22 protein-coding genes are annotated in these 19,795 nt (G+C 70.6%); 1 reads left to right on the top strand and 21 read right to left on the bottom strand.

Annotated elements, in window-relative coordinates:
• Positions 1–81: 81 nt before the first annotated feature.
• The 15 genes from O7610_RS15000 to prmC all read right to left on the bottom strand — a co-directional run bounded on the left by O7610_RS15000 (position 82) and on the right by prmC (position 12,023).
• Positions 82–519, bottom strand: a complete 438-nt coding sequence (locus O7610_RS15000; protein WP_278171179.1) for a DUF2550 domain-containing protein — start codon at positions 517–519, stop codon at positions 82–84.
• Between the two features lie 13 nt (positions 520–532).
• Positions 533–823 carry a F0F1 ATP synthase subunit epsilon gene (locus O7610_RS15005; RefSeq protein WP_123603387.1) on the bottom strand — a complete coding sequence of 97 codons (291 nt, stop codon included), beginning with the start codon at positions 821–823 and terminating at the stop codon, positions 533–535.
• 85 nt (positions 824–908) lie between these two features.
• Positions 909–2,012, bottom strand: coding sequence for an LCP family protein (locus O7610_RS15010; RefSeq protein ID WP_289213530.1), 1,104 nt, complete (start codon positions 2,010–2,012; stop codon positions 909–911).
• A gap of 149 nt (positions 2,013–2,161) precedes the next feature.
• Positions 2,162–3,616 carry a F0F1 ATP synthase subunit beta gene (gene atpD, locus O7610_RS15015; protein ID WP_282232101.1) on the bottom strand — a complete coding sequence of 485 codons (1,455 nt, stop codon included), beginning with the start codon at positions 3,614–3,616 and terminating at the stop codon, positions 2,162–2,164.
• A complete protein-coding gene (locus O7610_RS15020; RefSeq protein ID WP_282232102.1) occupies positions 3,616–4,545 on the bottom strand; it encodes a F0F1 ATP synthase subunit gamma in 930 nt (309 codons plus the stop codon). The genes atpD and O7610_RS15020 overlap by 1 nt, the downstream gene beginning before the upstream one ends.
• 11 nt (positions 4,546–4,556) lie before the next feature.
• Positions 4,557–6,203 (bottom strand): F0F1 ATP synthase subunit alpha, encoded by a 1,647-nt coding sequence (atpA, locus tag O7610_RS15025; RefSeq protein ID WP_282232103.1) that lies wholly within the window; start codon positions 6,201–6,203, stop codon positions 4,557–4,559.
• Between the two features lie 56 nt (positions 6,204–6,259).
• Positions 6,260–7,084 carry a F0F1 ATP synthase subunit delta gene (locus O7610_RS15030; protein WP_281551366.1) on the bottom strand — a complete coding sequence of 275 codons (825 nt, stop codon included), beginning with the start codon at positions 7,082–7,084 and terminating at the stop codon, positions 6,260–6,262.
• On the bottom strand, positions 7,084–7,626 hold the full coding sequence (locus O7610_RS15035; RefSeq protein ID WP_278171188.1) for a F0F1 ATP synthase subunit B: 543 nt from the start codon (positions 7,624–7,626) through the stop codon (positions 7,084–7,086). Before O7610_RS15035 ends, O7610_RS15030 begins: the two co-directional genes overlap by 1 nt.
• A gap of 90 nt (positions 7,627–7,716) precedes the next feature.
• Positions 7,717–7,929 carry an ATP synthase F0 subunit C gene (gene atpE / locus O7610_RS15040; protein ID WP_123603394.1) on the bottom strand — a complete coding sequence of 71 codons (213 nt, stop codon included), beginning with the start codon at positions 7,927–7,929 and terminating at the stop codon, positions 7,717–7,719.
• Positions 7,930–8,042: 113 nt separating this feature from the next.
• The gene (gene atpB, locus O7610_RS15045; RefSeq protein ID WP_289213531.1) at positions 8,043–8,843 is read right to left on the bottom strand and encodes a F0F1 ATP synthase subunit A; all 801 of its coding nucleotides are present in this window, start codon (positions 8,841–8,843) and stop codon (positions 8,043–8,045) included.
• A 28-nt stretch (positions 8,844–8,871) separates the two neighbouring features.
• The gene (locus O7610_RS15050) at positions 8,872–9,087 is read right to left on the bottom strand and encodes a hypothetical protein (RefSeq protein ID WP_281551368.1); all 216 of its coding nucleotides are present in this window, start codon (positions 9,085–9,087) and stop codon (positions 8,872–8,874) included.
• A gap of 251 nt (positions 9,088–9,338) precedes the next feature.
• Positions 9,339–9,740, bottom strand: a complete 402-nt coding sequence (locus tag O7610_RS15055) for a Cg1360 family ATP-synthase-associated protein (protein ID WP_281551369.1) — start codon at positions 9,738–9,740, stop codon at positions 9,339–9,341.
• A gap of 41 nt (positions 9,741–9,781) precedes the next feature.
• Positions 9,782–10,414 (bottom strand): arsenate reductase/protein-tyrosine-phosphatase family protein, encoded by a 633-nt coding sequence (locus O7610_RS15060; RefSeq protein ID WP_281551370.1) that lies wholly within the window; start codon positions 10,412–10,414, stop codon positions 9,782–9,784.
• Entirely contained in the window at positions 10,414–11,058 is a 645-nt protein-coding gene (locus O7610_RS15065) for an L-threonylcarbamoyladenylate synthase (RefSeq protein ID WP_281555688.1), read from the bottom strand. The genes O7610_RS15060 and O7610_RS15065 overlap by 1 nt, the downstream gene beginning before the upstream one ends.
• Positions 11,059–11,120: 62 nt before the next feature.
• Positions 11,121–12,023: a peptide chain release factor N(5)-glutamine methyltransferase gene (gene prmC / locus O7610_RS15070; RefSeq protein WP_281551371.1), complete on the bottom strand. Its 903-nt coding sequence runs from the start codon at positions 12,021–12,023 to the stop codon at positions 11,121–11,123.
• Positions 12,024–12,125: 102 nt separating this feature from the next.
• Between prmC and O7610_RS15075 the strand changes: the two genes are divergently transcribed.
• Positions 12,126–13,682: a GGDEF domain-containing protein gene (locus O7610_RS15075; RefSeq protein ID WP_289213532.1), complete on the top strand. Its 1,557-nt coding sequence runs from the start codon at positions 12,126–12,128 to the stop codon at positions 13,680–13,682.
• A 102-nt stretch (positions 13,683–13,784) separates the two neighbouring features.
• On the opposite strand, the gene prfA is transcribed toward O7610_RS15075, so the two are convergent.
• The 6 genes from prfA to O7610_RS15105 form a co-directional block, all read right to left on the bottom strand.
• Entirely contained in the window at positions 13,785–14,873 is a 1,089-nt protein-coding gene (prfA, locus tag O7610_RS15080; RefSeq protein ID WP_281551373.1) for a peptide chain release factor 1, read from the bottom strand.
• Between the two features lie 97 nt (positions 14,874–14,970).
• Positions 14,971–15,195 (bottom strand): 50S ribosomal protein L31, encoded by a 225-nt coding sequence (gene rpmE / locus O7610_RS15085; protein ID WP_281551374.1) that lies wholly within the window; start codon positions 15,193–15,195, stop codon positions 14,971–14,973.
• A 233-nt stretch (positions 15,196–15,428) separates the two neighbouring features.
• Positions 15,429–17,399: a transcription termination factor Rho gene (gene rho, locus O7610_RS15090; protein ID WP_289213533.1), complete on the bottom strand. Its 1,971-nt coding sequence runs from the start codon at positions 17,397–17,399 to the stop codon at positions 15,429–15,431.
• A 289-nt stretch (positions 17,400–17,688) separates the two neighbouring features.
• Entirely contained in the window at positions 17,689–18,633 is a 945-nt protein-coding gene (thrB, locus tag O7610_RS15095; RefSeq protein ID WP_281551376.1) for a homoserine kinase, read from the bottom strand.
• A 34-nt stretch (positions 18,634–18,667) separates the two neighbouring features.
• A complete protein-coding gene (locus O7610_RS15100; protein ID WP_281551377.1) occupies positions 18,668–18,898 on the bottom strand; it encodes a type II toxin-antitoxin system antitoxin in 231 nt (76 codons plus the stop codon).
• Positions 18,899–18,913: 15 nt separating this feature from the next.
• Positions 18,914–19,783 (bottom strand): SPFH domain-containing protein, encoded by an 870-nt coding sequence (locus O7610_RS15105; protein WP_289213534.1) that lies wholly within the window; start codon positions 19,781–19,783, stop codon positions 18,914–18,916.
• Positions 19,784–19,795: the final 12 nt, after the last annotated feature.

Below are 19,795 nucleotides of genomic sequence, written 5' to 3' on the forward strand. Positions count from 1 at the left end.
TTGGAGGAGTCCCCAGCGCTCACCACCCGGCGGCGCCGGCCACGGGTGGTCGCTGCTGTTCGCCGGATGCGCCTTGAGAGGTCAGGCGGCGAGGCTGCGCGAACTCCCGCCCGGCAGGCTCGCCTCGAGCCAGGAGCTGAAGCCGGTGACCGTCGACTCCGCCATGGCGATCTCGACCGGCGCGTGGTGGCTGGTGCACCGCAGGATCACCCAGTCGTGCGGCAACGCGAGCCGCTCCTGCCCTCGCGGGCTGCGCCGGCTCTCCACGGCCAGGCCGTGCCGGGACAGCACACGTTTGGGTCGCAGCGCGAAACTGAACATCCGGTACCAGCGCAGCTCATCACCGGCGAACCGGCCGAATCCGGACGACCAGCCACGGCCGTCAACCATGGTGGAGACCCGGAAGCTCAACTTGATGGTGCCGCGCACCCGGACGACCAGCGCCCGCCGGACGAACAGCACCAGGATCGCGGCGAGCAGGATCAGTACGCCGATCCCGAACCATTGGATGGTCGACATCGACGCAGCCCGCTCAGTGTCCGGATGCGGTAGCGGGGGCGGCCGGAGTGGCTTCCTCCGCGAGAATCGTCACTCCGTTGGTGGTCACCGAGAGGAACCCGCCGGCGACATCGTAAGCGAGCTGCTCCCGCCCCGGCAGCGTGATCCGTACCTGGCCGGGCTCGGCGAGCTGGCCGAGCATCGGGGCGTGGCCGGGCAGTACGCCGAGCTCGCCCTCGGTGGTGCGGGCGATCACCATCTCTGCCTCACCGGACCAGACCATCTCCTCGACGGCGACGAGTTCGACGTGCAGTTGCTTGGCCAACGCGGACTCCTTTGATGGCGAGGACCACCCGAGTTTAATCGGGGCGATGCGCGGACTCCCAGCCGGGTGCCCGCCCGGCCACCCGTTACTTTTCGCGATTGACCAGTTCAGGACGGGTCAACACGAACTGGTCGAGAGCGCCGGCCCGCAACGCGGCGAGGCATTCATCGGCGTCGTCGGTGAACCGCTCCCCCTGGTACCCGCCGACCGGGTCGGTGACGGCGACGCCCGGCAGGTCCAGCATGACGATGCCGTCGGCACGCAGTTGGCGCAGCGCCAACGCGAAGTCGACCAGCGACCGGCCCCGGGTGCCCACCACCACCGCCTCACCGGCGGCCTCCAGCACTGCGGTCAACCGACCCGGTTCGGTGATCAGGTCCCGGCTGATCACTTGCTCGGCCAACGCCCGGACCAGCTGCCGTTGGTGCCGCTGCCGGCCGTAGTCGCCGTCCGGCAGGCTGTCCCGCTGCCGGACATAGTCCAACGCCTGCCAGCCGTTGAGCCGCTGTTCCCCCTGCTTGTACTCGGCCTGCGGTCCGACGTACCCGGGGCCGTCGGGATTGCCCGGCCGCGGCCGGCCGTCCGGTTGGCGGTGCGCCGAGCGCACATCGACGTCGATGGTCATCCGTACCCCGCCGACCGCGTCGACCAGGCGTTCCAGGCCGGCGAAGTTGACGATCACACCGGCGTCGAACCGGTCGATCCCGGTGCGGGCCGAGACCGTCGCCGCGAGCAGTTGGAAACCGGTCACCGGGTCCGGGTGCTCGGCACCGGGCACCCGGCTGCCGTACGCCATCGCGGCGTTGATCCGGTCGACGCCGCCCGGATGGCCGCTGATACCGAACGCCGGGATGTCGACCAGCAGGTCCCGGGGCAGCGAGATCAGGTACGCCCGGGACAGCCCGCTCGGCACGTGCACCAGCAGCACGGTGTCCGCTCGGGGCACCTTCTCCGGCTGGTCGGTCGGCCGGTCGATGCCGGCCACCAGCAGGTTGACCGGGCCGGTGAGCCGGTCGTCCGGGCCGGTGTCCACACCGGTGCCGACGCCGACGTCGCCGAACAAATCCGCAGTGGGTACGGCGGCCGCGTACCGGTCGGCGACGGTGCGGCTGAGCACCACCACGGCCCCACCGGCGAGAAGCAACCCGACGAGTACGGCGAGCAGCGCCAGCCGTTCCGGCCGGCTCATCCTCGCTGGGCGTGCCCGGGTCCGATCCGGTTGCATCATGCTCCGCCCCCCGTCCCCCGCAGAGCCGGTCGGGTACCCCGGATGGCCGTCGACAAACGCGACGAGCGCCCCGCCGCAGTGGCGGGGCGCTCGTCAAGGCGCAGAGCGGGTCAGCTCTTCATGAGTTCCTGAGCGTTGCGCTCCAGGTCGTCGAGCCCACCGCACATGAAGAAGGCCTGCTCGGGGAAGTGGTCGTACTCCCCTTCACTGATCTTGCGGAAGGCTTCGATGGTGTCCTTCACCGGCACGTACGAACCCTTGATGCCGGTGAAGACCTCGGCCGCGTAGGTGTTCTGCGACAGGAACCGCTCGATCCGGCGGGCCCGGGAGACAGTGATCTTGTCTTCCTCGGAGAGCTCCTCCATACCGAGGATGGCGATGATGTCCTGCAGGTCCTTGTACTTCTGCAGGATCCGCTTCACCTCGGAGGCCACCGCGTAGTGCTCCTGGCCGACGAACTCCGGGGCGAGGATCCGCGACGAGGACGCCAGCGGGTCCACCGCCGGGTAGATGCCCTTGTCGGAGATGGACCGCTCCAGGTTGGTGGTGGCGTCCAGATGGGCGAAGGTGGTGGCCGGCGCCGGGTCGGTGTAGTCGTCGGCGGGCACGTAGATCGCCTGCATCGAGGTGATCGCCTGGCCCCGGACCGAGGTGATCCGCTCCTGCAGCTCGCCCATCTCGTCGGCCAGGGTGGGCTGGTAACCCACCGCAGACGGCATCCGGCCGAGCAGCGTGGAGACCTCGGAACCGGCCTGGGTGAACCGGAAGATGTTGTCGATGAACAGCAGCACTTCCTGCTTCTGCACGTCCCGGAAGTACTCCGCCATGGTGAGCGCGGCGAGCGCGACCCGCAACCGGGTGCCCGGCGGCTCGTCCATCTGGCCGTAGACCAGCGCGGTCTTGTCGATGACGCCGGACTCGGTCATCTCGTGGATCAGGTCGTTGCCCTCACGGGTACGCTCCCCGACGCCGGCGAAGACCGACGTACCACCGAAGTTGTTCGCGACCCGGATGATCATTTCCTGGATGAGCACCGTCTTGCCCACGCCGGCACCGCCGAACAGGCCGATCTTGCCGCCCTTGACGTACGGGGCGAGCAGGTCGAGCACCTTGATGCCGGTCTCCAGCATCTCGGTCTTCGGCTCCAGGTCGGCGAACGCCGGCGCCTTCTGGTGGATCGACCGGCGCTCGGTCACCTGCAGCGTCTCGCCCTCGGCCAGGTTGAGGCACTCACCGATGGTGTTGAACACCCGGCCCTTGATGCCGTCACCGACCGGCACCATGATCGGCGAACCGGTGTCGCGGACCTCCGCGCCCCGGACCATGCCGTCGGTCGGCTGCATCGAGATGGCCCGGATGACGTTGTCGCCGAGGTGCTGGGCGACCTCGAGGGTCAGGGTCCGCTCGCCGCCGGCAAGCGCGACGTCCACGTGCAGGGCGTTGAAGATGTCGGGCATCGCGTCGCGCGGGAACTCGGCGTCGACGACCGGGCCGATGACCCGGACCACGCGGCCGGTAGCCGATGCGGTCGCTCCGGTTGCCTGGGTTTCTACAGAGGCAGTCATCACACTTCACTTCCCGCCGCCGCGAGCGCGTTGGCGCCGCCGACGATCTCGCTGATCTCCTGAGTGATCCCGGCCTGACGCGCCGAGTTCATTAGCCGCGTGTACTTCTCGATCATTTCCTCGGCGTTGTCGGTGGCGCTCTTCATCGCCCGCCGCCGGGCCGCCGATTCACTCGCCGCCGATTCGACCAGTGCCGCGTAGATCCGGGTGTTGATGTACTTGGGCAGCAACGCGTCGAGCAGGGCCTCGGCGTTCGGCTCGAACTCGTACGCCGGCAGCACCCCGGCAGCGTCCCTCGGCTCGTCCTTGACCTCCATCGGGCCGAGGATCCGGGGAACCGGGGTCTGCGTCATCAGCGACTTGAACTCGGTCGAGACGATGTGCAGCTCGTCCACCCCGAGCACCTGGTCGGCCCCGCCGCCGTCGGTGTCGTCCGCCCCGCGCTGGAACGCCGCGATCAGAGTCTGGCCGACTTCCCGGGCGTCGGCGAAGCCGGGCTGCTCGGAGAAGCCGGTCCAGCTCGCTTCGATCGGCCGGTTACGGAACCGGTAGTACGAGACGCCCTTGCGGCCGATCACGTACAGCACCGGTTCCTTGCCGTCGGCCTTCAGCCGCTCGATGAGCGACTCCGCTGTCTTGATCGCGTTGGTGCTGTACCCGCCGGCCAGGCCCCGGTCGCTGGTGACCACGAGCACACCGGCCCGGCGCACCTTCGGACGTGCGGTCAGCAGCGGATGGTCGACCGAGGCGTTGGAGGCCAGCGCGGTGAGCACACCGGTGATCGCGTTGGCGTACGGCAGCGAGGCCGCCACCCGCGCCTGGGCCTTGGCGACCCGACTCGTCGCGACGAGCTCCATCGCCTTGGTGATCTTCTTCATCGACTTCGCCGAGCGAATCCGCTGGCGGAGTACCCGAACCTGCGCTGGCATCCGGAACCGCCCTATTCCTTCTCGGCGTCAGCGTCGGCGACGTACCGGGTGACGCTCTCGCGTTCCTGCTCGCCCTCCAGGGCCTCGGCCGGCGCCTCGTTGACCACCCGCTCCGGGTCCTTGGACAGGAACATCTGCTTGAACTTCTCGACCGCGTCGGACAGCGTCGCGATGATCTCGTCGTCCCAGTTGTGCGCGGCGATCGAGTCCAGCGTGCCGGAGTGGGAGTGCCGCAGGTACTCCAGGAACTCCGACTCGAACCGCCGGATCTCGCCGACCGGGATGTCGTCGAGCTTGCCCTCGGTGCCGGACCAGACCGAGACGACCTGTTCCTGCACCGGGAACGGCGAATAGTTCGGCTGCTTGAGCAGCTCGACCAGGCGGGCACCGCGCTCCAGCTGGTTGCGCGACGCCTTGTCCAGGTCGGAGGCGAGCGCGGAGAACGCCTCCAGCTCGCGGTACTGGGCCAGGTCCAGCCGCAGCCGGCCGGCGACCTTCTTCATCGGCTTGACCTGCGCGGCGCCACCGACCCGGGAGACCGACGTACCGACGTTGATCGCCGGCCGCTGGCCCTGGTTGAACAGGTCGGTCTCCAGGAAGATCTGCCCGTCGGTGATCGAGATGACGTTGGTCGGGATGAAGGCCGAGATGTCGTTGGCCTTGGTCTCGATGATCGGCAGACCGGTCAGCGAGCCGCCGCCCAGCTCGTCGGAGAGCTTCGCGCACCGCTCCAGCAGCCGGGAGTGCAGGTAGAAGACGTCACCCGGGTACGCCTCACGGCCCGGCGGACGGCGCAGCAGCAGCGACACCGCGCGGTACGCCTCGGCCTGCTTGCTCAGGTCGTCGAAGACGATCAGCACGTGCTTGCCGGCGTACATCCAGTGCTGGCCGATCGACGACCCGGTGTACGGAGCGATGTACTTGAAGCCGGCCGGGTCGGAGGCGGGCGAGGCGACGATGGTGGTGTACTCCATCGCGCCGTGCTCCTCCAGCACGCCCTTGATCGAGGCGATGGTGGAAGCCTTCTGCCCGATCGCCACGTAGATGCAGCGGACCTGCTTGGCCGGGTCGCCGGATTCCCAGTTGGCCCGCTGGTTGAGGATCGTGTCCAGCGCGACGGTGGTCTTACCGGTCTTGCGGTCGCCGATGATCAGCTGCCGCTGGCCGCGACCGATCGGGGTCATCGCGTCGATCGCCTTGATACCGGTCTGCAGCGGCTCGGACACCGACTGGCGGGCCATCACGTTCGGCGCCTGCAGCTCCAGCTCGCGGAAGCCGTCGTTGGCGATGTCACCGAGGCCGTCGATCGGCTCACCGAGCGCGCTGACCACCCGGCCCAGGAAGGCGTCGCCGACCGGGACGGAGAGCACCCGGCCGGTGCGCTTGACGCGCTGGCCCTCCTCGATGCCGGCGTAGTCGCCCAGGACGACCACACCGATGTCACGTACGTCGAGGTTCAACGCCACGCCCAGCGTGCCGTCCTCGAATTCCAGCAGTTCGTTTGCCATCGCCGAGGGCAGGCCCTCGACGTGGGCGATGCCGTCCCCGGCGTCCGCCACGGTGCCGACCTCTTCACGAGACAGCTCCGGCGTGTAGGAGGAGACGTAGCGTTCTAGGGCACCACGGATCTCGTCCGACGAGATGGTCAGCTCGGCCATCCTCTGCTTCCTCTATGTCTAGTGGCCCGGATGAACCCGGAACGGCATGGACTGAATCAGCGCCCGGCGAGCGCCTTGCGAGTGTCGATGAGGCGGCGCCGAACGGTGCCGTCGTACAGGTCGGAACCGATCCGTACGCTCATCCCGCCGAGTACGGCGGGGTCGACCGTCAACTTGACGGATACCTCCCGACCGTACATCTCGGCCAACGTGGCGCCCAGCCGCTGCTCCTCGGGCTGGGTCAGTGGTGCGGCGACCGTGACGTGCGCGACCTGCCGGTCCCGCCGGGCGGCGGCCAGCTCGACCAGCCGGCCCAGCCCGGCACCGACGGATCGCCCGCCGAAGCCCCGGACCGCCTGCTCGGCGAGGCGCACCGTGGCCGGCAGCGCCTTTCCGGTGAGCAGCGTGCGGACCAGTTCGACCCGCCGGTCGGCCGGCACGGCGACGTCACCGACCACGGCACCCAGCTGCGGGTCGCCGTCGATGATCTTGCCGAACCGGAACAGCTCGTCCTCCACCTCGGCCAGCTCGCCGGCCGACTCGGCACCGGCCAGTGCGGTGTCGACGCCGAGTCGCTCGGTGGCGTCGAGCAGCTCCGACGGCGCCGACCAGCGGGCCGCGACGACCGCGTCGAGCAGGTCGAGGCTGTCCGCGCCGGTCTTGCCTTCGAACAGGCCGCGCAGCAGCCCGGTCCGGTCGTCGGCGGGCCGGGCCGGGTCGGCCAGCGCCCGCCGCAGCCGGGGCTGACGGCGCAGCAGGTCGGCCACCGAGAGGATCTCGTCGGCCGTGGTCGCGACCGCCGTCGGGGCGGCACCGGCGACGTAGCCGACCAGTCGCTCGGTCACCGCGGCGTAGGACTCCCGGCTGGTGGCGGACTGCATCAGCGGGCCCCCGCGTTCTCCAGGTCGGCCATGAACCGCTCGACGGTGCCCTTACGGCGGGCCTCGTCGGCGAGCGCGTCCCCGACGATCCGGCCGGCCAGGTCGACCGCGAGCGTGCCGACCTCGGCCCGCAGCTCCCGGATGATGGTCTGCCGCTCGGCGGCGAGCTGCTCCTTGCCGGCCGCGATGATCCGATCGGACTCCTCCCGCGCCTTGGCGAGGATGTCCTGCCGGATCCCTTCGGCGTCGGCCCGGGCGTCGTCGCGGATGCGGGCTGCGTCGGTACGCGCCTCGGCCAGCTGGGCCTTGTACTGCTCCAGCAGCTGGTTCGCCTCAGCCTGGGCGGCCTCGGCCCGCTTGATGCCGCCCTCGATCGCCTCGACCCGCGCCTGGTACATCGCTTCCATCCGTGGGAACACGAACTTCAGCAGGACGGCGACGAGCAGACCGAAGGCGATCAGGCCGACGATGATCTCGGACAGCGGCGGGAGCAGGATGTTCCCGCCCTCTTCCGCAGCTATGTACGTGACTTCTTCGTACATGGACACTTCCCTTCGCCCGGACCGGCGCTCGCGCTGCCGGTCACCGAGTCAGACGCAGTGAGCCCGTCGGCTCACCGGATGCCGGCCGGGTCAGTTGAGCGCGAACGCGAGCACCAGACCGAGCAGGGCGAGCGCCTCGATCACGGCGAAGCCCATGAACATGTAGACCCGGGTCAGGCCGGCGCTCTCCGGCTGGCGGGCGGTCGCCTGGATGTAGGCGGCGAACACCAGACCAACGCCGATACCGGGGCCGAGGGCGGCGATGCCGTAGCCGATGGCGTTCAGGCTGCCGGTGATCTCCATGGTTGTTTTCCTCCTGCGTTGAACGCGTGTCCGTCACGCGCACGTTTAGGTGAATGTTCAGTTGTCGTCCACGCGGCTGACCCATGGACGTGTATCGGTCGAGGGAGGCGGGATCAGTGCGACTCGGCCAGGGAGTGCTGCAGGTAGGTCGCGCTGAGCAGGGTGAACACGTACGCCTGGAGGATCATGATGCCGAACTCGAAGAAGGTCATCACGATCGCCATGCCCCAGCTCAGCACCGCGATGGGCTTGATGAACAGGCTGTCGGCCTGGAACAGCGCCACGCCACCGAGGACGAACACCAGCAAAATCATGTGGCCGGCGAACATGTTCGCGAAGAGTCGGACCGACAGCGTGACCGGCCGCAGGATCAGGTTCGAGACGAACTCGATCGGCACCAGGATCGGCTGGACCCACAGCGGCGCGCCAGACACCCAGCAGACGTGCTTGACGTAGCCGAGGAAGCCCCACTTGGCGATGCCGTGGCCGATGTAGAGCAGCCAGCTGACCACCGCGAGCACCATCGGGAAGGCGATGTGCGACATCGGGGAGATCTGGGCGAACGGGACGATGCCCCAGAGGTTGTTCAGCAGGATGAAGCAGAACAACACCGTGAGGTAGGGCGCGAACCGCACCCCGTCCCGGCCGATGACGTCCCGGGCGATGTTGTCGCGAACCATGCCGTACACCGACTCGGCCAGCCACTGGCCCTTGGTCGGCACCAGCTTCGGGCTGCGGTAGGTAACCAGGAAGAAGATCATCACCAGTGCGGCGGCGATCCAGAGCAGCAGCGTGATCTTGGTGAAGGCGGCCGCCCAGGCGGTGCCGTCCAACCCGGGGATCAGGCTGCGGAAGTCGAAGGCATCCACGCCGGGAGGGAACTCCGCGGCGAGAACGGTCGGCTGCTCAATCAACGCGCATCCTCCGTTGGTCGGGCCTGGTTCACGCGCCCAGCTTCTTAACGGTCAGGTAGACCCCGGCCGCCGTCCCGCCGATCAGCCCGATCAGCAGCCCGACGTTGGGCAGGTCCAGCCAACGGTCGACGAGCCACCCCGCGCCGCCCCACACGGCCATCCCGCCGAGCAGGTAGCCGATCGCGGCAAACCCGGTGTCGGCCCCCGAGGGACCTGCGGGTTCGAAAGGTGGTTCACCGGCCATGACGCCGGAAACATATCAGGGCAACGATGAAGGCTGTGCGTCACCCCCCGCACAACCCTCGTTGTGTGGGCGACCCGGTCGCACATCAGATGGGTGCACACGCTACTCCTCTTCCGCCCCGGTCGGTATCCACTCCCCACACCACCGGCGATCTCGGCCTCAGGGTAGGGCAAATCCGACAAATCTTCGCGAAGAACGGTGATTTTCGCCGCTGACCCCGCCGTCGATGGGCACCCGGGGTCACCGGATGATCAGCGCGGATCGATCTCCACGTACGGGATCCGGGCCCGGAAGGTCCACCACACCTGCGCCGTGATCCATCCCACTGTTGCCACGATGATCGCCACCGCCAACATCCGCTGCCCCGGCCAGTCCGACGCCGCCACCGCGAACACCGCCACCCCGAGCAGCGCGAACTTCAAGCTGTAGGTGAGCAGGCCCACACTGAGCACCATCTGCGGATGCACCGAGTCCGCCCAGGCCAGCGCCAGGCTGGAGGCCACATAGCTGGCCGCCACCAGCGCGACACCGACGGCGGCGCCGACCGCCCCCGGGACTCCGTCCAGCCAGCCGCCGACCCCGGCGAGCACCACCAGCAGCACCGCCGACACCATCGACGGCACCGGCAGGTGCCGAAGCCGACTACGCATCATCGGACGACCTCCGCCTGCATCCTCTGCCCGCCCCGCCGATCTCAGGGCAGCAGCGCCACGCCGAGCGCTCCCACCGTCTCCTCGATCTCGTCGGCCACCCGGGCAAAGGTGTGGTCGCCGCGCCCCCACGGATCGTCCAGATCGTCCCCCGGCTGGGGACCGGCACCGGCCCGGACCACCGCGACCGCGGCGACCAGTGCCGCGCCCCGGGCGTGCACCGCCTCCGGGGTGACCGCCGCGTCCGGACCCGACCGGGCACCGGGCAGCCCCGCCGCGTCCACCGCCGGCAGCAACCGGCCGAACTCGCCGAGCACGAAGGTGCGCTCGGCGGCGTCCGGGCGCAACGCGAGCACGTACTCGAGCTGGTCGGCGGTGGCGGTGAGGACCAGATCGGCGGCGTCGATCTGGTCGGACCGCAGCTTGCGGGCGGCGAAGCCGTCGACCTGCCCGCCCCGGGCGAGCACCTGGCGGGCCGCCGGCGGATTCATCTCCTCGCCGGCGTGCCAACCGCCGGTGCCGGCGCTGTGGCTGTGCAACAGCTCCTCGACCGGCGGCGCGGCGGCCGGACCGAGCCGGTCCAGCCGCTGCTCGAGCGCCAGCACCAACAGCCGCTCGGCCATCGGCGAACGGCAGATGTTGCCCATGCAGACATGAAGAACGGTGAACGGCGGCACTAGGACTCCGTACCGATGATGTCCGGGACCACGTCACGCAGCTTCTCGATCGGGACCGCGCCGTCGCGGACCACCCGGGGCACGTCGCCGGTCAGGTCGACGATGGTGCTTGGCACGGGGTCGGGGCACGGGCCGGCCTCCAGGTACGCGCGCACCGAGTAGCCGAGCTGGTCCCGGGCCTCGGCGGCGGTCACCGCCGGCGGCCGGCCGGTCTTGTTCGCCGACGAGACCGCCATCGGACCGGTCTCCCGCAGCACCTCCAACGCCACCGGATGCAGCGGCATCCGGACCGCGACGGTGCCGTTGGTATCCCCCAGATCCCAGTTCAGGCTGGGCGCGTGCTCGACGATCATGGTGAGCGCCCCCGGCCAGAAGGCGTCGGCCAGGTCGCGGGCGGTCGGCGGCAGGATCAGCACCAGACCATCGAGGGTGTGCCGGGAACCGACCAGCACCGGCGGCGGCATCTGCCGGTCCCGACCCTTGGCGTTGAGCAGCGCGGTGACGGCGTACGAGGTGAAGGCGTCGGCGCCGACGCCGTACACGGTGTCGGTCGGCAGCACGACCAGCTCGCCGTTCTTGACCGCCTCGATCGCCGCGGCGATGCCTTTGTCACGGTCGGCGGCGGACCGGCAGTCATAGAGCATCACGGTGTGCCAGTCTGCCACGTGCCCGCCCGCTGATCCGCACCGATCACCGCCAGCTGCCGTCAGCCCGTCCGGCGGGTGGTCACGAAACGCGGCCGGCCGGCCAGATCGCGGTGGCTGGTGACAGCGTCGAACCGGCCGGCGGCGGCGACCAACGCGACGACGGCGGCGGCATGGCCGTCGTCGTGCTCCACGCCGAACAGCCCGCCGGGGCGCAGCAGGGTCACGGCGCGGTGCACCACCGGTCGGATGACCGCCAGGCCGTCCGGCCCGCCGAAGACCGCTTCGGCCGGGTCGTGCCCGGCGACCTCCGGCGGCACCGGGGTGCCGTCCGGTACGTACGGCGGATTGCACAGCAGCACGTCCACCCGGCCGGCGAACTCGCCGAGCAGGTCCGGATCCCGGACATCGCCGGCCCGCACCTCGATCGGCCGGTCCCCGGCGGCGGCCTGTCGCCGGGCGTTGCGGCGCAGCCAGCGCAGGCTGTCCGTCGAGCGTTCGACCGCGACCACCCGGGCCGTCGGAACCTCGTGCGCGACTGCCAGCGCCACCGCGCCACTGCCGCTGCACAGGTCGACGACGACCGCCTCGCCGGGCTGGTCACGCAGCGCGTCGACGCCCGCCCCGGCGAGCAGCTCGGTCTCCGGCCGGGGCACGAAGACCCCCGGCCCCACCGCGAGCTCGAGATAACGAAACGGTGCCGATCCGGTGAGGTGCTGCACCGGTTCCCCAGCCGCCCGGCGGGTCACCAGACTGTGGAACCTGCCGATGTCGGTCTCGTCGAAGTCGCCACTCAGTGCCAGCCGGCCACGCGGAATGTCCAGCACCGAGGCGGCAATCAGCTCCGCGTCGACCCGGGCGGCGGCGACACCGGCGGCGGCCAGCCGGGCGGCCGCGGCAGCCACGGCGGCTCGGACCGGCGTCCGATCCGGCAATCCGGAGGTGTTCTCTGGCAAGTGGTTCACGACATAATCATGGTGCGTCCACCCGGGCGTCCGTGGAACAGGTCGCGGATCGGGTCGGGTGTGTGCTCCGCCAGATTCCAGCGGGCTCCAGGGAGGTTGTGCGTGGGTTGGCTCGACCGGCTCACCGACCAGGCCGAGGCGCTGATGCAGGCCCGGGCGCTGATGGAAAGCAGCCGCTCGGCCGAAGCCTGTGTCGCCTTCGAGCAGGTGATCCGGAGCACCAGCAACCGGTACGTACGGGCCGACGCGCTGGTGCAGCGGCTCTCCGCGCTGCTCAACCTCGGCCGGTCCGCCGAGTACACGGTGGCCGTCGACCGGGCGTTCGAGGCGGCCCGGGACGTCAGCGAGCCGTACCTGCACGGCCACCTGCACGCGCTGGCCGCGCTCGCCGCCCACCAGCAGGGCGCGTTCGACCGGTGCGTCACCCATCTGGTGCACAGCGCGCGGGCGCTCGGCGCGGCCACCGACGTCGACCGGGAAACCGCCTGGGGCTGGCACGACCTGGCGATGGCCTACTCCTACCTCAGTTTCCACGGGTACGCGCTGAGTGCCATCGAGCACGCCCGGCAGCTCGGCAACGCCACCGGCATTCCAGAGGAGACCTTCGCCGCGCCCGGCATCCGGCTGCGCAACGCCGTCGCGTTGGACCATCATGGAGACACCGACGGCTGCCTGCGGGTGCTCCGCGACATCGGCAGCGACCTGGCGAAGTTCGTGCACGCCGACCGGACCGGGCTGCTACGCCCGAGCAGCCGGGTGGCGTACGGGTACGCGCTGGCCCGGCTCGCCGCGCTCGGTGAGCCGGCCCGGCTGCCCCCCGGCGCCCCGGAGGCCACCCGCCTGATGATCGACGGCGGCGACAGTGCCCGCGCCCGCGACCTGCGCCAGCTCGGGGTGGTCTGCCTGACCATCGCGGCGGACCGGCCGGCGGAGGCGTTGACCCGCCTGTCCACGGCGGTGGTCTCCGCCGAGACGCTCGGTGCCGCCGAGACGGCCCGGCTGCGCAGCGTCGCGCACACCCGGGCTGGCGACCACGCCGCCGCGCACGACGCCGACCGGTACGCGTTCCGGCTGGCCACCCGGCGCAACGACCGGCTGCGCGACATGTACGTCGACGGCATCGCCGCCCGGCTGGACCAGGAGGAGATGCGTCGCTCCGCCGCGCAGTACACCCAGGAGGCGTTGACCGACCCGTTGACCGGGCTGGCCAGCCGCCGCCACCTCGACCTCTACGTCACCGACATGGCCGGCCGGGGCGACCGGGCCGTGGTGATGGTCTGCGACCTGGACGGTTTCAAGTCGGTCAACACCGTGCATGGCCACCACTCCGGTGACCTGGTGCTGCAACGGGTCGCCGGGGTGATCAACCGGGTGATGCGCCGGGGTGACTTCGTGGCCAGGTACGGCGGCGACGAGTTCGTGGTGGTGCTGCCGGGCGCCGGCCCGGCCGAGGCGGCCGACGTGGCCCGCCGAATCACCGCCGCGGTGGCCGGTGAGGAGTGGGAGTCGCTGGTGCCTGGCACTCCGGTCGGGGTCAGCGTCGGCTACGCCGAGATCAGCGGTTCCGGTCCGGGGTTGCGCGAAGCGCTCAGCCGGGCCTTCGAGGTGGCCGCCCGACAGATGCGCGAGGCCCGGCAGCGGCCCCATCCGGTGCGCTGACCGCCCGGCCGGTGCCGGTGTGGCCGCGGTCAGCGGCACAGCCGGTGCCGGTGTGGCCGCGGTCAGCGGCACAGCCGGTGCCGGTGGGGCCGGTGGGGCCGGTCAGCGGCGGGTCAGTTCGGTGTCACCGGCGAGCCGAGCTGCCCGGTCCGCCTCGGCGAGCGCGTCGAGGACGCCGTCGAGCTCCCCGCCGACCACCAGGTCCATGTTGTACGCCGTGTAGCCGATCCGATGGTCGGTGATCCGGTTCTGCGGGTAGTTGTAGGTGCGCACCCGCTCGGACCGGTCGACCGTACGCACCTGGGAACGGCGGGCGTCGGACGCCGCCGCGTCGGCCTGTTCCTGGGCGGCGGCGAGCAACCTGGCGCGCAGGATCCGCATCGCCTGCTCCCGGTTCTGCAGCTGGCTCTTCTCGTTCTGGCAGGAGACGACGATGCCGGTCGGCAGGTGGGTGATCCGCACCGCCGAGTCGGTGGTGTTGACCGACTGGCCGCCGGGGCCGGAGGAGCGGAACACGTCGACGCGTAGTTCGTTCGGGTCGACGTTGACCTCGACGTCCTCGGCTTCCGGCAGCACCAGCACCCCGGCGGCGCTGGTGTGGATCCGGCCCTGCGACTCGGTAACCGGCACCCGCTGCACCCGGTGCACGCCGCCCTCCCACTTGAGCCGGGACCAGACGCCGTTACCGCCCTCGGGCACCCCCCGCGACTTGATCGCGAGCGAGACGTCCTTGACCCCGCCGAGGTCGGAATCCTGCGAGTCGAGCACCTCGACCTGCCAGCCGCGCCGTTCGGCGTACCGCAGGTACATCCGTAGCAGGTCGCCGGCGAACAGCGCCGACTCCTCGCCGCCCTCGCCCGCCTTGATCTCGACGATGACGTCCTTGGCGTCGTGCGGGTCCCGGGGGATCAGCAGTTCGGCGAGGCGGGCCTCCAGGTCGGGCAGGCTGGCGGCGATTGCCTCCGCCTCGACGGTGAACGCCGGGTCCTCGCCGGCCAGCTCCCGGGCGGCGGCCAGATCGGCCCGGGCCTGGGCGAGCTCGCCAGCGGCCTTGTGCAGCGGGGCCAGCTCGGCGAACCGGCGACCGACCCGGCGGGCGGTGGTCTGGTCCGCGTGGATCGCCGGATCAGACAGCTGCTTCTCCAGCTCGGCGTACTCGTCGAGGAGCCCGGTCAGGCGCTCGCTGCTCATCCAAGTACTCCTTCATCCGGGTTGAGAAGACCAGGACCGTCCAGACACCGCGGCGCCCGCCCCCGACCTCGGTCGGAAGCGGGCGCCGCGTGCACAGCTACTTGGCCTTGTTGGCCTTCGCCTTGGCGTACTTCTGCTGGAACTTGGCGACCCGGCCGGCGGTGTCGAGGACGCGCTGCTTGCCGGTGTAGAACGGGTGGCAGGCGCTGCAGGTCTCAGCGTGGATCTTGCCGCTGGGTGCGGTGCTGCGGGTGGTGAAAGATGCGCCGCAGGAGCAGGTGACCTCGGTGGTCACGTACTCCGGGTGGATGTCCTTCTTCACTGATGGTCCTCTCTTCGTCGGTCGCCGGGTCGCCGTCGACGTCGACCGCGCCGTTGCGCGGGCCGACTCTGGCGTGAACCGGAACCTGGCCTGCTGTCAGTCTGCCACGGGCCGTGGCAGCGGGTCGCGGTGGGCGGAGCGAACCGCCCACCACGACCGTCACGAACACCGCCGGACGCAACGCCCGACGGACCTGCCGGATTCCCGACCGCGCGGGGCGGCCGGCGCCGGGGTCACTCCCCCGGCGTCGACTTCGCGATCTGCATCAGGAACTCGATGTTGGTCCGGCTCTGCTTGAGCCGGTCCAGCAGCAGGTCCAGCGCCGCCTGGGAGTCCAGCGAGTGGAGCACCTTGCGCAGCTTGTGGGTGATCGCCAGCTCCTCCGGCGCGAGCAGGATCTCCTCCTTGCGGGTGCCGGACGGGTGGATGTCGATCGACGGGAACACCCGCTTGTCGGCGATCTTGCGGTCCAGCTTGAGCTCGGCGTTGCCGGTCCCCTTGAACTCCTCGAAGATCACCGTGTCCATCATGGATCCGGTCTCCACCAGTGCGGTGGCGAGGATGGTCAACGAACCGCCGTTCTCGATGTTTCGGGCCGCGCCGAGGAACCGCTTCGGCGGGTACAGCGCCGTCGAGTCGATACCACCGGACATGATCCGCCCGCTGGCCGGCGCGGCCAGGTTGTACGAGCGCCCCAGCCGGGTCACCGAGTCGAGCAGCACGACGACGTCGTGGCCCAGCTCGACCAGCCGCTTGGCCCGTTCGATGGCCAGCTCGGCGACCGTGGTGTGGTCCTGCGGCGGCCGGTCGAACGTGGCCGCGACGACCTCACCCTTCACCGACCGTTGCATGTCGGTGACCTCTTCCGGGCGTTCGTCGACCAGCACCACCATCAGGTGGCACTCGGGGTTGTTGTGCGTGATGGCGTTGGCGATCGCCTGCAGCACCATCGTCTTGCCCGCCTTGGGCGGGGAGACGATCAGCGCCCGCTGGCCCTTACCGATCGGCATCACCAGGTCGATGACCCGGGTGGTGAGGATGTGCGGCTCGGTCTCCAACCGCAGCCGATCCTGCGGGTACAGCGGGGTGAGTTTGTAGAACTCGGGACGCCGCCGGGCCTCCTCCGGCTCCATGCCGTTGATGGTGTCCAGCCGGACCAGCGGGTTGTACTTGTCACGACGCTGCTCACCCTCGCGGGTGGCGCGCACCGCGCCGGTGACCGCGTCACCGCGCCGCAGACCGTGCTTCTTGACCTGCGACATGGAGACGTAGACGTCGTTGGGCCCGGAGAGGTAGCCGGTGGTACGCACGAACGCGTAGTTGTCCAGCACGTCGAGGATGCCGGCGACCGGGACGAGAACGTCGTCCTCGGTCACCTGCGGCTCCCGGCCGCCGCCACCGTCGCCGTCACTGCGGTCCCCCCGCCGCCGACGGTCGCGGAACCGGCTGCGTCGGCTGCGCCGACCGCCGCCTTCGTTGTCGTCGTCGTCGTTGTTGTCCCGCTGGTTCCGCTCGCTGCGGTCACCCCGGTCGTTACGGTCACCCCGGTCGTTACGGTCGCGACCACCACGGCCGTCACCGCCCCGCTCGGCCCGCTCGCCACGGTCACGGTTGTCCCGCTCGCCACGGTCACGGTTGTCCCGGCCGTCACGGTTGTCCCGGCCGTCACGGTTGTCCCGGCCGTCACCGCCCCGGTCGGCCCGCTCGCCAGACTCGGTCGGCGCGGTCGCGGTCTCGTCGGTACGCGACTCGGTTGCCGACCGACGGCCCCGGCGGGTGCTGCGCTCGCGGGCCGGCTCGTCGACGATGGCGAGCTGCTCGCCGTCACCGCCGTCGCGCCGCTCGGACCCGCCGTCGCGCCGTTCAGACCCGCCGTCGTGCCGTTCAGACCCGCTGTCGCGCCGCTCGGCCTCAGGACGAACCTCGGCGCGGACCTCCTCCCGAGGGGGTGCGGTCGCCGCCGCGACCTCGGCGCGCGGCCGTGGGGCACCCCCGCCGGCCTGGCGCTCGGTGATCGCGGTGATCAGCTCACTCTTGCGCATCCGGGCGGTGCCGGAGATGCCGAGCGACGCGGCGAGGCTCTGCAACTCCGGCAGCAGCATCGCGGACAGCCCGGTGCCGGACCGCCGACGGCGGGCAGGAGCAGCGGTGGTGTCGTCAGCGACGTTGGAGACATCCGACGTCACGTCGGTGGTGTCGCTCAATGGATTCCTTCCCTCGATAGGCCGGGCAACCCGGGTCAAGACGCTAGGTGGCCGGGTGGCCTCGGTGCACCCGCCTCGCATGACACGTCGCGGGAGTCTTGGCGCAGCTTTGCCGGACCCGCTTCACCAGCCTCGGTGGGCAGCTCTCGACATCTGCAGCGATCCGTGGAGACTGCGGTTTGGCGGTGGCCTAGGCAGGGGTGAGACGGGCTTACCGCCGATAGCTTCGGGGGTGCGCCGCCCCGCAGGAGATCGCGTGCTTCGCGGCTGTGCTTGGCCTAGAGCGTAGTCAACTCTTCCGACCTGCGGCAACAGGGTCCCGCTCGGCGTGTCCTACTATAGCGCCTTCGATCCGCGCTCCGGCAACGTCTACCGGAAACAAGTGTGTCTGCCAGTCCATTCCCGGACAGAAGTCCGCCGGGACTTCGGTCAACGCCAGGACGCTCGGACCCGCCCCACTGATCACCGCAGCCACACCGGTCGCCCGCAGTCGGCAGACCAGTTCCGCACTGGCCGGCATCGATGGACCCCGGTAGTCCTGGTGCAACCGGTCCTCGGTCGCGGCCAGCAACAGCGTCGGGTCAGCGGTGATCGCGTGGCTCAGCAGGGCGGCCCGGCCGGCGGTGAACGCGGCGTCCGCGTGCGGCACCTGGGCGGGCAGCGCCGCCCGCGCCGCCTCGGTCAGACCCCGGTTACCGGGTACGTAGACGGTCAGCGACACCGCCGGATGCGCCGGCACCGACACCGCGCGCGCCCCGGAGGCCTCGGTCCAGGCAATGGTGAAACCGCCGAGCAGGCAGGGCGCCACGTTGTCCGGGTGACCCTCCAGCCGGGCGGCGATCCGTAGCGCGGCGGCGGTGTCCAGCAGCTGCGTCCCGCCGACGGCGAGCCCTCGGGCCAGTTGCACGCCGGCCACGATCGCCGCCGACGACGAACCCAGGCCGCGTGCCTGGGGGATGCGGTTCACGCAGCTCAACGCCAGTCCGGCCGGCCGGCCGCCGAGCTCGTCGAAGGTGGCGTGCATGGCGCGCACGACAAGATGGCCGTCGTCGACCGGCAGCTCCCCGGTGCCTTCACCGGAGATCTCGACCCGGCAGCCGGCGGGCACCACCCGGGCGGTCACCTCGTCGTGGTGACCGAGCGCCAACCCGAGCGCGTCGAACCCGGGGCCGAGGTTGGCGCTGGTGGCCGGGACCCGCACGGTCACCGGCCCGGGAACGAAGCTGATACCCATCGCCCCATGCTAGGTCCTGGCCGGTCGCCCGGTGTCAGGGCGCCGGTGGCCGGTCCGGGCCGTCGACCGACGCACCCGATCCAGGTGCCCGATCGGATTCAGGTGCCCGATCCGGTCCGGGTGTCCGGCCGGCGGCGCGCAGCGCGAACCGCAGCGCGTACTCGATCTGGGCGTTGACGCTGCGCAGGTCGTCGGCGGCCCACTTGGCAATCGCCTCGTGCACCGCCGGATCGAGCCGCAACAGCAGCTTCTTGCGTTCGGCCATCAGCCGTGGACCGCCTCAGCCGTAGAGAGACCCGGTGTTCACCACCGGCTGCACCGCCCGGTCACCGCAGAGCACCACCAGCAGGTTGGCGACCATCTGGGCCTTGCGTTCCTCGTCGAGGTCGACCACGTGCTCGTCGGCCAACCGCTCCAACGCGTTGGAGACCATGCCGACGGCGCCCTCGACGATCCGGAACCGGGCCGCGACGACGGCGGCGGCCTGCTGCCGGGCGAGCATCGCGTGGGCGATCTCAGGGGCGTACGCAAGGTGAGTGACCCGGGACTCCAGCACCTCCACGCCGGCCAGTTCGACCCGCTCCCGCAACTCGGCGGTCAGCTCGTCGGCGACCACCGTACTGTCCCGCAGGCTGGCCCGCTCACCGTCGTGTGCCTCGTACGGGTAGCTGGTGGCCAGGTGCCGGACGGCGGCCTCGGCCTGGACGGCCACGTACTCGACGTGGTCGTCGACGGCGAAGACGGCGCTGGCCGAGTCGACCACCCGCCACACCACGACGGCGGCGATCTCGACGGGGTTGCCGTCGGCGTCGGCGACCTTGAGCCGGTCGGTCTCGAAGTTGCGCACCCGCAGGGTGACCTTGCGCCGGACGGTGAACGGCCAGGTCCAGTGCAGGCCGGCGACGCGGATCGAGCCGAGGTAGCGACCGAAGAACTGCACGACCTGCGCCTCGTTGGGGTTGACCACGGTGAACCCGGTGGCGGCCAGCGCGACGACCCCGGCGTAGACCGCGACAGCGACGGCCATCCAGACGTCCACGTCGGCCACCGAGTTGATGCCGGGCGCCACCACCGCCAGGCCGATCAGGCCAGACACCGCCAAGCCACTGATCGCCACGAATCCGGACATCCGGAACACGGCTCGTTCCATGCTCTGCTCCCT

The organism is Solwaraspora sp. WMMA2065, from assembly GCF_030345075.1.
Lineage (GTDB): Bacteria > Actinomycetota > Actinomycetes > Mycobacteriales > Micromonosporaceae > Micromonospora_E.